Here is a 12,734-nt window from a genome sequence, read left to right as displayed (position 1 = left end):
ACACAGAAAAACCAGCCCCTTACAAGAGCCACTCCACCGACGCACGCCATGTGCGATTCGCGAGCGGGTACAGGTAGACATGCTCGTACTGGTAGGGCGACTCGCGCCAGGCTCGGCGGTTGGTCACGTTGTCCACGCCGACGCGCCAGATCAGCATCTGGCGGCCGATGTTCTGTTCATAGCGCGCGCCCAGGTCGATGCGGGACCAGCCAGGGATCGCCAGCGAGTTGTCCGGCAGCACCATGCGCTTGCCTTCATAGATGAGGCCCGCCTGCACCTCCATCCCCGGCAGGCCGACGTTCTGGCGCGCTTGCAGCTTCAGCACCGTCTCGGGCACGTTGGTGGGCTTCAGGCCGTCGAGGCTGGGATCGCTGCTGCCGTTGATGCGCGCATGCAGCTTCATCGCGCTGGCCTGCAGGCCGCCGCCGGTCCACTTCAGATCGGCCTGGGCCTCGAGACCGCGATGGTCCTGCGTGCCGTCCAGTCGGCGCTCCACCTTCGCGTTGCCGACGTCCACATCCCGCGACGCCGGCTTGCTGATGTCGAAATAGCTGACCGACCAGTCCACCGTGCGGCTGCCCGACTTCAGACCGATTTCCCATTGCTTGCTGCGGATCGCCGGAAGCGCGCGGCCGGCGTTGATGTACTTGGCCCGATTCGGCGCGACATCCGACTCGATGCCCTGGCCCCAGCTCGCATACGCGAGCAGTTGCGGATCGATCGCGTAGCTCAGGCCCAGCCACGGCGTCGTCAGCGACTGGCCATAGCTGGTGGCCTGCTCCTGGCCGGGCGCGGCGTTGACCTGCCAGCTGTCGCGATGCAGGCGCGTGTGCCGCACGCCCAGCCAGCCCTGCCAACGATCGCTGAGCTCGACCGCATCGCGCAGATAGAACTCGGTGCTGCGTTCGGTGCGGTCGGTGTTGGTGCCGGTCAGTGTCGGGTCGGCGACGGTGGGCAGCGTGCCCCAGATGTTGCCGGTGCCGGCCCAGTTGTACGCCTGGCCCTGCAACCGGCTCTTGAAGCGCGAGAACAGCACGCCCGTCGTTAGCTGGTGCGTCATGCCGCCGAGCGTCAGCTTGCCTTGCGCGGAGAGGTCCAGCGCATCGCTGTCGCGATGCTCGTTCTCGCTGCGGAAGTCGTACTGGTCGAAGGTGCCGTCGGGACAGTAGCTGCTGGCGTAATACGTGCCGTCGCCCGCCGTGCAACCGAAGGGATACGCGAGGCGGTCGTCGTTGACCAGTCGCTGGATGGCCGCGTGGGCCTGCAGCTTCCAGTCGGCGGTCAGCTGATGCTGTACCCGCAATGACGCGGTGCGGCCCTCGAAGACCACTGGCTGGCTCCAGGACTGGTTGTTCAGATTGATGCGCGGATCGATGGTCTTCGCATCGGGCAGCTTGTCGCCGAGCAGGCTGAAGCCGGGCTGGCTGGGCTGGCTCTGACGGCTGAGCTCGACCTCGGCCTCGACCAGCGTGTCACGCGTGACGCGCCAGTCGCCGGCGACCGCCATCAACCAGCGATTGCCGTCGGCGTCACGCAACTCGGGTCGCAGCTTCGCGGCCTCCACATTGACGCGCAGGCCGAAAGCCTTGTCGTTGCCGCGGCCGTCGCCGAAGCGATGGCTCCAGTCCATCGCCGTCTCGATGGTGCCGCGCTCGCTCACGCCGAGCGTGACGCTGGTCAACTCGACCGTCGGCCGCTTCACCACCATGTTCACGAGCCCGCCCGGCGCGCTGGTGCCGGCCTGGATGCCGCTGGTGCCTTTGAGCACTTCGATGCTGCTCTTGTTGGCCAGCGGCAGGGCGGTTTCCGCGTTGATCGGCAGACCGTCGCGGCGGTAGTTGAAGCGGTTGTCGATGTCGTAGCCGCGGATCTTCAGGTACGAGACGTAGCCCGCCGAGTTGTACGAATCACCCACGCCCGCGTCCAGCAGGGTCAGGCCGGCGAGGCTGCTGAGCCCGCGATCGAGCAACTGCTCGGCGCTGACGATGCTGGCCTGCAGCGGCAGCTTCGCGACCGGCGTGTCGCCGAAGCCGCCCACGGTGATCGGCGCCTCGGACGCGCCCTTGACGACGACGCTGGGCAGGGCGGTGCTGTCCGGGGCCTTGGCCGGCGCGGTCGATTGCGCCGCGGCGTGCAGGCAGCCGCCACCGGCGATCAACGCGAGCGCCAGGCGGTTCAGGGACAGGGAATTCAATGAAGACGAAGTTGCCATCGATGTGCCGAAGCCATGAATGCGATGGCAGGTCGGCAAACCGGACACGCCGATGAGAAGGCGGCGTGCGGGGACACGTGGGTGTCGGGTGGCATGCTTCCCTGCGCGAGGATTACCTCAATCAGGTTCAAAGGGACTTTCTCAGCCGGCCGTGAAGCCAGCACCCCTAGCGAAGGCAACGATTCTACGCCCGGCCCAGTTTCATTCCGCTCAAGCCCTACGCGGCGAGCGGGAGTTGCCTCGACGCCGGCCACTTGCGCAGGGCCTCCCAGCCCAGGCACGCGAGCGCCACCGTCCGCGGCACGGGCTTCGCGCCGCTGCGGTAGTAGGCCAGCATCCGCCGCGACATGCCGAGCGCCTCCGCCGCGGTGTCGAGGTTCAGGTCGTTCTCATGCATCCAGCGATAGATGAACTCATGGGAGATGCCGCCGGTCTGTTCGACCGCCATCGCACGCAGGTTATCGGCAGCAAGTTCCAGGTTGTCGTCATCGGCCCAGATGACGGTGTCGGCGAACTCGCCCAATCGAGCTGTGTTGAACACGGACTGGCTCTTGAGCGGTGCGAAAACGCGAAACGTCTTGATGACGTCGACCAGGTCGACGTCGAAATGTTCCCCATCCGCGAACGCCAGCAGCAGCGAGGCTCGCGGCGTCGGCGTAACGCTGGTCAGGGTGAATTGCGGCGATCTCATGAATTGCGCTCCTTCCAGATTCTCATGAGCAAGGGCCGGTGAGCCTCGGCCCAACACCGCACTTCAGTCAGTGCGGGCGGAGAGATTTCACCAGCCAGAACCCGCAGATCTTCTATCGCGATCGCGGCCTTGCTGCCGTCGTTGGCGCGCACGTGAAAGTGCGGCGGCGGATGATCACGGCCATAGATGTCAATGCGGGACCTTTGGAGACGAACGATTGTTGGCATGGATTCTGGTGCAATGGTTGCACTGCTGCAAGTGCCTCGCGGCGGACCGATCACTGTCCGTGGGCGCGCCATCCACGGCTTTGATCCAGCGCAAACCCATGGCTGCGGCCCCGATCAGGGTGTGTCGCCGATCTCTCCCACCTATGGGGGAGGGCGATTGACGCCGCTCCGCCCGAGGGGTCCACTGCGCCTCCTCGCCCTTCGGGAAATCCTTCGCCACCGCCAGAAAACCCGAATGGCATGGATCGTTGACGTCTGAATTCACATGAATACACTGGCCCGATTCCAACGGTTTCAAGGGCATGCCTCATGACTACCAGTTCCGCCTCCTCGATGGAGCCCTTGTCGGCCCGCCTGCCCAGCGACCTGTACCTGTGGCTGGCCCAGTTGCAGGTGGAGGGCGCCACGACCAATAGCGACAAGCTGCGGGTTCTGCTGGGGCAGTTGAGGCGGCAGCATGAAGGCGCGTTCGACTACGTCGCCGCGCATGGCTGGATCCGAGATCTGACGGCTCGGCTGCGCGAATCGCTGGTGCGGACCGAGGCGGGCACCGGCCAGCATTCCGAGGTCGTCAGCCTGCTGCTCGACCACTTGACCGCCGCGTTCGCGTTGGCCGTCAGCCAGGCGCCGGCCGACGAGGCCGAGGCCCGGAAATTCGAGGAGGCGCTGGTCCGTCGCGCCTTCGCCTTGTGTGAGACCCTGCTGCGGCAGGGCGCCGCACCGACCGCCGCCGCCTTCGACCCCCAGGTCGTCCGGCGGCAGATGGGCCCGGCGCTGGAGCTGGCCCACCACCTGACCCTGCAGACCCCGAAAGGATCCTGAGATGTCCGAGTCCCTCAAGTCCCGCGTCGGCCGCGTGATTGCCGGCAGCGTGCATGCGCTCCTCGACCGCATCGAGGACCAGGCGCCCGAAGCGATGATGGAGCAGTCCATCCGCGAGGCCGACGCCGTCGTCGACGAGGTGCGCCATGAACTGGGCACCGTCTCCGCCAACCGCCATCTGGCCCAGCAGCAGCACGCCAGCCTCAACCGGCTGCACGCCACGCTGGCGGCGCAGATCGACGAGGCGCTCGCCGCCGGGCGCGACGAGCTGGCGCGCGCCGCGGTCGCCCGGCAGCTCGACATCGAGGCGCAACTGCCGGTGCTGGAGACGACGCTGGCCGAGCACGCCCGGCAGGAGACGGAACTGACCGGCTTCGTCGCGGCGCTGCTGGCCAAGAAGCGCGAGATGCAGGATGCGCTGGCCGAGTTCCGCAAGAGCCGCGCCGCGGCCGCCTCCAGCGTGGCCAAGGCGCCGGGCGTGAGCGTCGACGCGGCGCATCGCATCGGCAAGGTCGCCGATGCCTTCGACCGCGTCTACGAGCGCCAGACGGGCCTGTCCGGCACCGCGCGCGGCAGCAGCCTGCAGCAGGCGGCCCAGCTCAAGGAGCTGGACGACCTGGTGCGCGACAACAAGATCGCCGAACGCATGGCGCAACTGAAGGCCGTCAAGCCATGAGCCTGTTCACCGCGCCGCAGAACCTGCCCTTCGGCATCGGCTTCGCGTTGATCGTCGGCATCGCGCTGCTGGAGGGCGTGGGCATGCTGATCTCGCTCAGCCCCAGCAACATGCTCGACGACCTGCTGCCGCATGTCGACGGCGATTCGGGCCTGGATCGGGTGCTGGGCTGGCTGCATGTCGGCAAGGTGCCCGCGCTGGTGCTGCTGCTGTTGTTCCTGACCGGCTACACGGTGTTCGGCTACAGCCTGCAGGTGGTAATGAAGGGACTGTTCGACAACTACCTGCCGGTCGCCGTGGCGGGACTGGCGGCCGTGCCCGCGGGGCTGGCGACGGTGCGCGGCCTGGGCGCGTTGATCGCGCACATCATTCCGCAGGACGAGAGCAGTGCCGTCAGTGAGCAAAGCCTGGTCGGCCGCGTCGGCGTCGTCATCACCGGCGCGGCCAGGCGTGGCCTCGCCGCGCAGGCGCGGGTCAAGGACGTGCATGGCCGGTCCCACTACCTGATGGTCGAGCCCGACCTGGACGACGAGGTCTTCGAGGAAGGCGCGCAGGTCCTGATCGTCAGCAAGGTGGGCGCCTTCCATCGCTGCATCGCCAACCCGCATCCGACGCTGATGTGAGACCGGCTGAATGTCTCATGCCTGACTTCGAAGACGGCCCTTCATCGGCCGCGTCACACGACCCACAACCTGGATCCATCGAGGGAGTTCCCTGTCCATGAACAACATGATCGAGTTGCTGACCATCTCCGGCGTCCTTTTCCTGGCACTGGTGACCATCGGCGCCATCTTCGCGCGGCTGTACAAGCGCTCGACGAAGGAAACGGCCTTCGTCCGCACCGGCCTCGGCGGCCAGAAAGTCATCATGGACGGCGGCGCGATCGTGCTGCCGGTCTTCCATGAGCGCGTGCTGGTCAACATGAACACGCTGAAGCTGGAGGTGCTGCGCCGCGAGCGCGAGAGCCTCATCACCAAGGACCGCATGCGCGTCGACGTGACGGCCGCGTTCTTCGTGCGTGTGAAGCAGACCGAGGAATCGGTGAGCATCGCCGCGCAGACGCTGGGCGCGCGCACGATGAGCCCGGACGAGCTGAAGGCGCTGGTGGAGGACAAGTTCGTCGACTCGCTGCGCGCCACCGCCGCCACCATGACCATCCAGGAGTTGCAGGACAAGCGCCGCGACTTCGTGCAGGCGGTGCAGAACGCCGTGGCCGAGGACCTGGAGAAGAACGGGCTCGAGCTGGAATCGGTGTCGCTGACCAGCCTGGATCAGACCGACAAGCAATTCTTCAACCCCAACAACGCGTTCGACGCGGAAGGCCTGACCCGCCTGACCGAGCAGACCGAGGCGCGCCGCAAGCAGCGCAACGACGTCGAGCAGGACACCGAGGTGCAGGTCCGAACGAAGAACCTGGACGCCACGCGCCAGAAGCTCAACATCGAGAAGGACCAGGAGTTCGCCACGCTGGGCCAGCAGCGCGAGATCGAGGTCACGCGCGCCGAGCAGGCGGCGCTGATCGCGTCGCAGCAGGCGGAGCGCGGCAGGCAGGCCGAGGCGGCCAAGATCGAGGCCGAGCGTCAGGTGAGCCAGAAGCGCATCGAGGCCGACCGCGAGATCAAGGCCGCCGAGCTGGAGAAGAACCTCGTCATCCAGACGCGCGAGATCGAGCTGGAGCGCAAGACCGAGATGCAGCGCGCGGAGCAGCGCAAGCAGGTTGAGATGGCGCGCCAGGACACCCAGATCGCGATCGCGACCAAGTCGCGCGAGCAGTCCGACGCTGATGCCGCGGCCAACCTGGCGCGTGCCGAGTCGGTCAAGGCCGAGGAAGCGGTGAACACCGCGCGTCAGGTGGCCGTGGCCGAGCGTGAGAAGAACATCCAGTTGATCGAGGCCTCCAAGGAAGCCGAGCAGAACGCGATCGCGGTGAAGGTCTCGGCGTCCGCGGAAAAGGCCGCGGCGATGGATCGCGCGGAAGCGCTGACCATCGAGGCGCAAGCCAAGCAGGCCGCGGCGCTGGCGGAGGCCGAGGGCCGTCGCGCGATCAACGAGGCGCTGAACACGCTGTCCGCCGCGCAGATCGACTTGCAGGTCCGCACGCTGCTGCTGCAGCAACTGCCCAACATCCTGGAGCAGGCCGTGCGTCCGATGGAGAAGATCGACTCGATCCGCATCTTCCAGGTCAACGGCATGCCGGGCGCGGGAGGCGGCGCTGGTGCCGGTGGTGCCGACGGCTCGACCGGCGCCGGTGGCGCGACCTTCCCGGAGCAGGTGATGAACTCCGCGCTGCAGTACCAGCTCGCCAAGCCCATCGTCGATGCGGTGATGAAGGACGCGGGGCTGTCGAACGACGGCATCACCGGCGTCGCGCAGTCGCTGTCGGGCATGCTGGCGAAGGCCCAGCCCGCGGCGGCGGCATCGGCCTGAGCAAGGAAAAAGCCCGCCGGCTTTCGCCAGGCGGGCTTTGATCCCGGAGCGTTCAGGCTCAGTCGAAGACCGGCGTTTCCACGCCCAGCACCTTGTGCAGCTTCGGGCTGGTGGTCGTGTACTGCAGATGGACGCGCTTGTCCGGGTTGATGATCGGCATCGCGCCGAACGCGGCCAGCGCGGCCTCGTGGAAGCCCGACAGGATCAGCTTCTTCTTGCCCGGGTAGGTGTTGATGTCCCCCACCGCGAAGATGCCCGGCACATTGGTCTGGAACTTCTCGGTGTCGACCTGGATCTGCTTCTTCTCCAGCGCCAGGCCCCACTCGGCGATCGGGCCGAGCTTGGGCGACAGACCGAAGAACACCAGCACATGATCGGCCGGGACGACGCGTGTCACGCCGTCGCCGCCGGTGACCTTCACGCCCTTGAGCTGGTCCTCGCCTTCGTCCAGATCACCGACCTGGCCGACGATGAACTGCATCTCGTAGGCGTCGCACAGCTCGCGCATCTTGGCCACCGAAGCCGGCGCGGCACGGAAGCCGTCGCGGCGGTGCACCAGGATCACGCTCTCGGCCTTGTGCGGGTTGCCGTCATCATTGGCGCCGCAGAAGTTCAGCGCCCAGTCCAGCGCCGAATCGCCGCCGCCGATGATGACCAGGTTCTTGCCCGCGAACTGCGCCGGGTTGCGCACGCGGTAATGGACCTGCGAGCCCTCGTACTTGTCGATGCCTTCGACCTTCAGCGTGCGCGGCTGGAAGGAGCCCACGCCGCCCGCGATGAAGATGGTCTTGGTCAGGAACTGCGTGCCCTTGCTGGTCGCGACGAAGAAACGGCCGTCCGCCTGCTTCTCTACCGTCGTGACCTCCTGGCCCAGATGGAAGGTCGCGCCGAACGGCTCGATCTGCTTCATCAGGTTGTCGGTCAGTTCCTTGCCGGTCACCACCGGCAGCGCCGGGATGTCGTAGATCGGCTTGTCGGGATAGAGCTCGATGCACTGGCCGCCCGGGTAGGCGAGCGAATCGATGATGTGGGCCTTGATTTCCAGCAGGCCCAGTTCGAACACCTGGAACAGGCCCACCGGGCCGGCGCCGACGATGACGGCATCGGTTTCGATCACGCCCGCGTGCGGGGCGGAGGTCGCTTCAGTCACTTGCGTTTCCATTCTTGTAGAGAGCCGGCCGGCAGGGTCCGGCGGCCGCGATTGGAGAGGGGCGGGGAATGTTCAGCGGATCAGCTGATCGAGCTTGCCCGTCTTGTCCTTCCACTCCTCGGCGTCCGGCAGCGGGGCCTTGCGTTTGGTGATGCTGGGCCATTTCTTCGCCAGATCGGCATTCAGCTTGATCATGATCTGCTGGTCGCCGGGCACGTCTTCCTCCGGCATGATCGCGTTCACCGGGCACTCGGGGATGCACACCGCGCAGTCGATGCATTCATCGGGATCGATGGTCAGGAAGTTGGGGCCTTCGCGGAAGCAATCGACGGGACAGACATCGACGCAATCGGTGTACTTGCAGCGAATGCAGGCTTCGGTGACGACGTGGGTCATGGAGCGGCTCTTGTGGTGACGGGGCGCTCTGGCCCCTCGGAAATCAGCGTTGCCCTGGCAGTCGGCTCGGTGGGCGCTGACGAAAACGGCGGATTTTAATCGTTCAGGGTTTGCGTCAGGCGCTCCGGCCCGCCCGGGCTAAGGGTATGGGCGGTGTCGGCAGGCGATTCCGTCGCGAATTCGCCCACGCGGGGTGCCTCCGTCCGGAGCGGCGCCGCGCCGGCTCCGACGATCACGACCGTCGGCCGACCCTTGTGCAGCATGGACGCGGCGCCCAGCGTGCCGACGTCGTGCTCGCTGGACAGCGCGTCCGCGCAACCGGCCCGGGACACGACGCTGACCGGCGCGTCCGCGGCCCAGCCCGCGGCGATCAGCCGGCGGGACAAAGCGGCCAGCTGTTGGCCGGCCATGTAGAACACCTCGGTGTCGGCGGTCTTGCCGGCATTCAACTCGCCTTCGCGCGTCATCGCCGTCGTCAACGCGACACTGCGGCCGGCGCCGCGCCGCGTCAGCGGGCGGCCGGTCTGGGCCGCGGCCGCGATGGCGGCGGTCACGCCGGGCACGATCTCCCAGGCGATGCCGGCCTCGGCCAGCGCTTGCAATTCCTCTTCCAGACGGCCGAAGACGCTGGCATCGCCGCCTTTCAAGCGCACGATCACTGCATGGGCTCGCGCCTCGCGCACCAGCGCCGCGTTGATCGCGGTCTGCTTGGTGGAGTGGCAGAAGCCCCGCTTGCCGACGTCGACCCAGCGCGCCTGCGGCGCCAGGTCGCGCAGCGCGGGGTCGGTCAGCGCGTCGAACAGCACCACCTCCGCCCGGCCCAGCGCGCGGGCGCCGCGCAGCGTGATCAGGTCGGCGGCGCCGGGGCCGGCGCTGACGAAGAGGACGCGTCCCATGGCGGCTCCCTGTCCTTCAGCGGACCAGCAGCGCACCGCTGGTGCGGTTGCTGGTGGGGTCGACGACGATCAGCGCGCCGCCGACGCGGTTGTCCGCGTAGGGCTGCAGCGGCAGCTCGGCTTGCAGCTCGACGGTGACGTGACCGATCTCGTTGACCGAGAGCTCGTGGGCCTCGGTCTCGGCCAGCGTCTGGATGTCCAGGCGGTGATCGATCGCGGCGATGCGGGCCTGCACCCAGCGGTTGCCGTGACGGACCCAGTACTTGCGGCCGATGACGGCCGGCTCGGTGTCCAGCCAGGCCAGCGTGGCCTGGAAGTCGCGGCGCGGCGCGGCGGCGCCGGGCGCGACGATCCAGTCGCCGCGCGACACGTCGATCTGGCGGTCCAGCAGCAGGCCGGCCGATTCCCCGGCGACCGAGGCGGCCACCGGCTCGCCGGCGCGGCGCAGCTCGGCCACCAGGGCGGTCTGGCCGCCCGGCAGGATCTGGACTTCATCGCCCACCTGCACCTGGCCTTGCGCGATCCGGCCCCACAGCACGCGGGGGTTGTTGCCGGTGCCGTCGCCGTCCTTGGCGACGTACTGGATCGGCAGCGCCAGCGGGGCCTCGACCGTTTCCTGCACCGTCGGCAGCGACTCCAGCACCTGCAGCAGCGACGGGCCGTCGTACCAGTCGGCGGCCAGCGGCTGGGTCACGTTGTCGCCGCGCAGCGCGGAGACCGGCACCACGGCGGTCACGGCGATGCCGGCGGCGCCGGCGAATTTCTCCAGCGCGGCGCCGACCTTGCGGAAGGCCTCGCCGGGGTTGGCCGCGGCGTCGATCTTGTTGATCGCGAAGACGATGCTCGGCACGCGCAGCAGGTGCGCCAGCAGGCTGTGGCGGCGGGTCTGCGGCAGCAGCGGCACCTCGTCGGCGTCCAGGTCCAGCTTGGTCACGTCCACCAGCACCACGGCCGCGTCGCTGCCGGCGGCGGCGGTGACCATGTTGCGGGTGTACTGCTCATGGCCGGGGGCGTCGGCGATGATGAACTTGCGCTGCTTGGTCGCGAAGTAGCGGTAGGCGACGTCGATGGTGATGCCTTGCTCGCGTTCAGCCTCCAGGCCGTCGGTGAGCAGGCTCAGGTCGATCGGCTGGCCGGCGGCGCGCTTGGCCAGCGTGTCGAGCTGGTCGGCCAGGATCGCGCGGCTGTCGAAGAGCAGGCGCCCGATCAGCGTGCTCTTGCCGTCGTCGACGCTGCCGGCGGTCAGGAAGCGCAGCGCGCGGTGCGTCGTGTCGACGTCGGACTGATGGATCTTGTTCACGGGGCTCGAAGGGCTCACGGTGGTCACTGCGCTGAAGGCACTCGCGGGGGTCAGGACGGCGGACATCAGAAGTAGCCCTCCTTCTTGCGGCGTTCCATCGACGCGTCGGACGTGCGGTCGTCCATGCGGGTGGCGCCGCGCTCGCTGACGGTCACGGTCAGCGTCTCGGCGACGATGTCGGCGGCGTTCGCGGCCGGGCTCTCGACCGGGCAGGTGCAGGTCATGTCGCCGACGGTGCGGAAGCGCACTTGCGCGGTCTCCACCGTCTCGCCGGCTTCCGGCGGGGTCACGTCGGTCAGCGGCACCAGCAGACCCTTGCGGCGGATCACCTGGCGGTCGTGCGCGAAGTACAGCGACGGCAGCGGGATGTTCTCGCGGGCGATGTAGAGCCAGACGTCCAGCTCGGTCCAGTTGCTGATCGGGAAGGCGCGGAAGTGCTCGCCCGGGCGGATGCGGGTGTTGAACAGGTTCCACAGCTCGGGCCGCTGCTCCTTGGGCTGCCATTGGCCGAAGCTGTCGCGGTGGCTGAAGATGCGCTCCTTGGCGCGCGCTTTTTCCTCGTCGCGCCGGGCGCCGCCGATCAGCACGTCGAAGCGGTGCTCCTCGATGGTCTCCAGCAGCGTCACCGTCTGGTGGCCGTTGCGCGACTCCAGCGGATGGGCCAGGCGGATCGTGCCCTTCCTGATCGAGTCCTCCAGGTGGCCGACGACCAGGCGCTCGCCCATTTCCTCGACGCGGCGGTCGCGGAACTCGATCACCTCGGGGAAGTTGTGGCCGGTGTCGACGTGTACCAGCGGGAAGGGCAGCTTGCCGCTGAACTCGTTGCCCGCGATGCGGCGCTTGAAGGCCTTCTCGGCCAGGCGCAGCACGACGCACGAATCCTTGCCGCCGGAGAACAGCAGGGCGGGGCGCTCGAAGGCGGCGGCGACCTCGCGCAGGATGAAGATGGCTTCTTCTTCCAGATGGTCCAGGTGGTGATGGTCCGCCAGCGGCAACAGTTGTTCGAGATTCACGGGGGCGTTCATGCCGGGGCTCCGGATTGCGCGTTGAACGTCGGGGGCGACGCTTGGGATTCAGATTCTGCGCCGGGCTCGACGCGCGGCTCGGCATGGGTGGCGTGCAAGCCGCATTCCTTGGCGCTCTGCTCCCACCACCAGCGCCCGGCGCGGAAGTCCTCGCCGACGGCGATGGCGCGGGTGCAGGGCGCGCAGCCGATGCTGGGCATGAACTGGTCATGCAGCGGGTTGTAGGGCACGACGTGCTGCTGGACGTAGTGCCAGACGTCGGCCCAGCTCCACTCGGCCAGCGGGTTGATCTTGGTGCGGCCCTGGCCGTCGTCCTCGCGCAAGGGGACGTCGGCGCGGTTGGCGCTCTGCTCGCGGCGCAGGCCGGTGATCCAGGCGCCGCGGCCGGCCAGCATGCGCGCCAGCGGCTCCAGCTTGCGCACGGCGCAGCAGGCTTTGCGCAGCTCGACGCTGCGGTACATCGGCTCCTCGCCGTTCGCGCGGACGAAGTGCACGACCTGCTCCGCGACCGGCGCGAAGACCTCGACGTCCAGCCCATACCGCGCCTTGATGCGCGGCACCAGCGCCAGCGTCTCGGCGTGCAGCTTGCCGGTGTCCAGCGTGGCCAGCGCGATCGGCAGGCCGTGGCGGGCGATGAGGTCGGTGATGACCATGTCCTCGACGCCGAGCGACGTGGACTGCAGCGCGCCGGGGCCGAAGTCCGCGGCGGCCTGCTTCAGCACCTCGACCGTGCGGGCGAGGCGCTCGTCGAAGCCGGGCGTGGCCCGCGCATACAGCCCGATGGCCGAGCCGTGTCCGCCCGCGTCAGCGCCAGGCAGCGCGGACACGCCGCCGAGCGGCGAGACCTCCGGCGAGGCGTCCGTCGAGCGGTCCCGCGATGCAAGGTCGAGCGAGGAAACGTCGCCGCTCATG

13 protein-coding genes and 1 riboswitch are annotated in these 12,734 nt (G+C 68.1%); of the genes, 4 read left to right on the top strand and 9 right to left on the bottom strand.

Annotated elements, in window-relative coordinates; genetic code table 11:
• Positions 1 to 19: 19 nt before the first annotated feature.
• The 3 genes from CDN99_RS03140 to CDN99_RS03130 form a co-directional block, all read right to left on the bottom strand.
• Complete coding sequence (locus tag CDN99_RS03140) at positions 20 to 2,194, bottom strand: TonB-dependent siderophore receptor (RefSeq protein ID WP_238139337.1); 2,175 nt, start codon at positions 2,192 to 2,194, stop codon at positions 20 to 22.
• A gap of 99 nt (positions 2,195 to 2,293) precedes the next feature.
• Positions 2,294 to 2,390, bottom strand: a riboswitch (TPP riboswitch).
• A 39-nt stretch (positions 2,391 to 2,429) separates the two neighbouring features.
• The gene (locus CDN99_RS03135; RefSeq protein WP_088382626.1) at positions 2,430 to 2,903 is read right to left on the bottom strand and encodes a DUF2442 domain-containing protein; all 474 of its coding nucleotides are present in this window, start codon (positions 2,901 to 2,903) and stop codon (positions 2,430 to 2,432) included.
• On the bottom strand, positions 2,900 to 3,130 hold the full coding sequence (locus tag CDN99_RS03130; RefSeq protein ID WP_088382625.1) for a DUF4160 domain-containing protein: 231 nt from the start codon (positions 3,128 to 3,130) through the stop codon (positions 2,900 to 2,902). The genes CDN99_RS03135 and CDN99_RS03130 overlap by 4 nt, the downstream gene beginning before the upstream one ends.
• A 309-nt stretch (positions 3,131 to 3,439) precedes the next feature.
• Between CDN99_RS03130 and CDN99_RS03125 the strand changes: the two genes are divergently transcribed.
• The 4 genes from CDN99_RS03125 (at position 3,440) to CDN99_RS03110 (ending at position 7,055) form a co-directional block, all read left to right on the top strand.
• Positions 3,440 to 3,952, top strand: coding sequence for a hypothetical protein (locus CDN99_RS03125; protein ID WP_088382624.1), 513 nt, complete (start codon positions 3,440 to 3,442; stop codon positions 3,950 to 3,952).
• A 1-nt stretch (position 3,953) separates the two neighbouring features.
• Positions 3,954 to 4,628, top strand: a complete 675-nt coding sequence (locus CDN99_RS03120) for a PspA/IM30 family protein (RefSeq protein WP_088382623.1) — start codon at positions 3,954 to 3,956, stop codon at positions 4,626 to 4,628.
• A complete protein-coding gene (locus CDN99_RS03115) occupies positions 4,625 to 5,251 on the top strand; it encodes a YqiJ family protein (protein ID WP_088382622.1) in 627 nt (208 codons plus the stop codon). Before CDN99_RS03120 ends, CDN99_RS03115 begins: the two co-directional genes overlap by 4 nt.
• Before the next feature lie 97 nt (positions 5,252 to 5,348).
• On the top strand, positions 5,349 to 7,055 hold the full coding sequence (locus tag CDN99_RS03110; RefSeq protein WP_088382621.1) for a flotillin family protein: 1,707 nt from the start codon (positions 5,349 to 5,351) through the stop codon (positions 7,053 to 7,055).
• Between the two features lie 58 nt (positions 7,056 to 7,113).
• Here the strand turns inward: CDN99_RS03110 and CDN99_RS03105 are convergent, their stop codons facing one another.
• The 6 genes from CDN99_RS03105 to CDN99_RS03080 all read right to left on the bottom strand — a co-directional run bounded on the left by CDN99_RS03105 (position 7,114) and on the right by CDN99_RS03080 (position 12,733).
• Positions 7,114 to 8,205 (bottom strand): NAD(P)/FAD-dependent oxidoreductase, encoded by a 1,092-nt coding sequence (locus tag CDN99_RS03105; RefSeq protein ID WP_375134410.1) that lies wholly within the window; start codon positions 8,203 to 8,205, stop codon positions 7,114 to 7,116.
• A gap of 72 nt (positions 8,206 to 8,277) precedes the next feature.
• The gene (gene fdxA / locus CDN99_RS03100) at positions 8,278 to 8,601 is read right to left on the bottom strand and encodes a ferredoxin FdxA (RefSeq protein ID WP_088382619.1); all 324 of its coding nucleotides are present in this window, start codon (positions 8,599 to 8,601) and stop codon (positions 8,278 to 8,280) included.
• 95 nt (positions 8,602 to 8,696) lie between these two features.
• Positions 8,697 to 9,497: a uroporphyrinogen-III C-methyltransferase gene (gene cobA / locus CDN99_RS03095; protein WP_088382618.1), complete on the bottom strand. Its 801-nt coding sequence runs from the start codon at positions 9,495 to 9,497 to the stop codon at positions 8,697 to 8,699.
• Positions 9,498 to 9,513: 16 nt separating this feature from the next.
• Positions 9,514 to 10,863 (bottom strand): sulfate adenylyltransferase subunit 1, encoded by a 1,350-nt coding sequence (locus tag CDN99_RS03090; protein WP_088382617.1) that lies wholly within the window; start codon positions 10,861 to 10,863, stop codon positions 9,514 to 9,516.
• Positions 10,863 to 11,822 carry a sulfate adenylyltransferase subunit CysD gene (gene cysD / locus CDN99_RS03085; protein WP_088382616.1) on the bottom strand — a complete coding sequence of 320 codons (960 nt, stop codon included), beginning with the start codon at positions 11,820 to 11,822 and terminating at the stop codon, positions 10,863 to 10,865. Before cysD ends, CDN99_RS03090 begins: the two co-directional genes overlap by 1 nt.
• Positions 11,819 to 12,733 (bottom strand): phosphoadenylyl-sulfate reductase, encoded by a 915-nt coding sequence (locus tag CDN99_RS03080; protein ID WP_088382615.1) that lies wholly within the window; start codon positions 12,731 to 12,733, stop codon positions 11,819 to 11,821. Before CDN99_RS03080 ends, cysD begins: the two co-directional genes overlap by 4 nt.
• Position 12,734: the final 1 nt, after the last annotated feature.

The organism is Roseateles aquatilis (genome assembly GCF_002205645.1).
Lineage (GTDB): Bacteria > Pseudomonadota > Gammaproteobacteria > Burkholderiales > Burkholderiaceae_C > Roseateles > Roseateles aquatilis.
The sequence above is the reverse complement of the archived record's forward strand: the minus strand, read 5'-3'. Positions and strand labels throughout refer to the sequence as shown.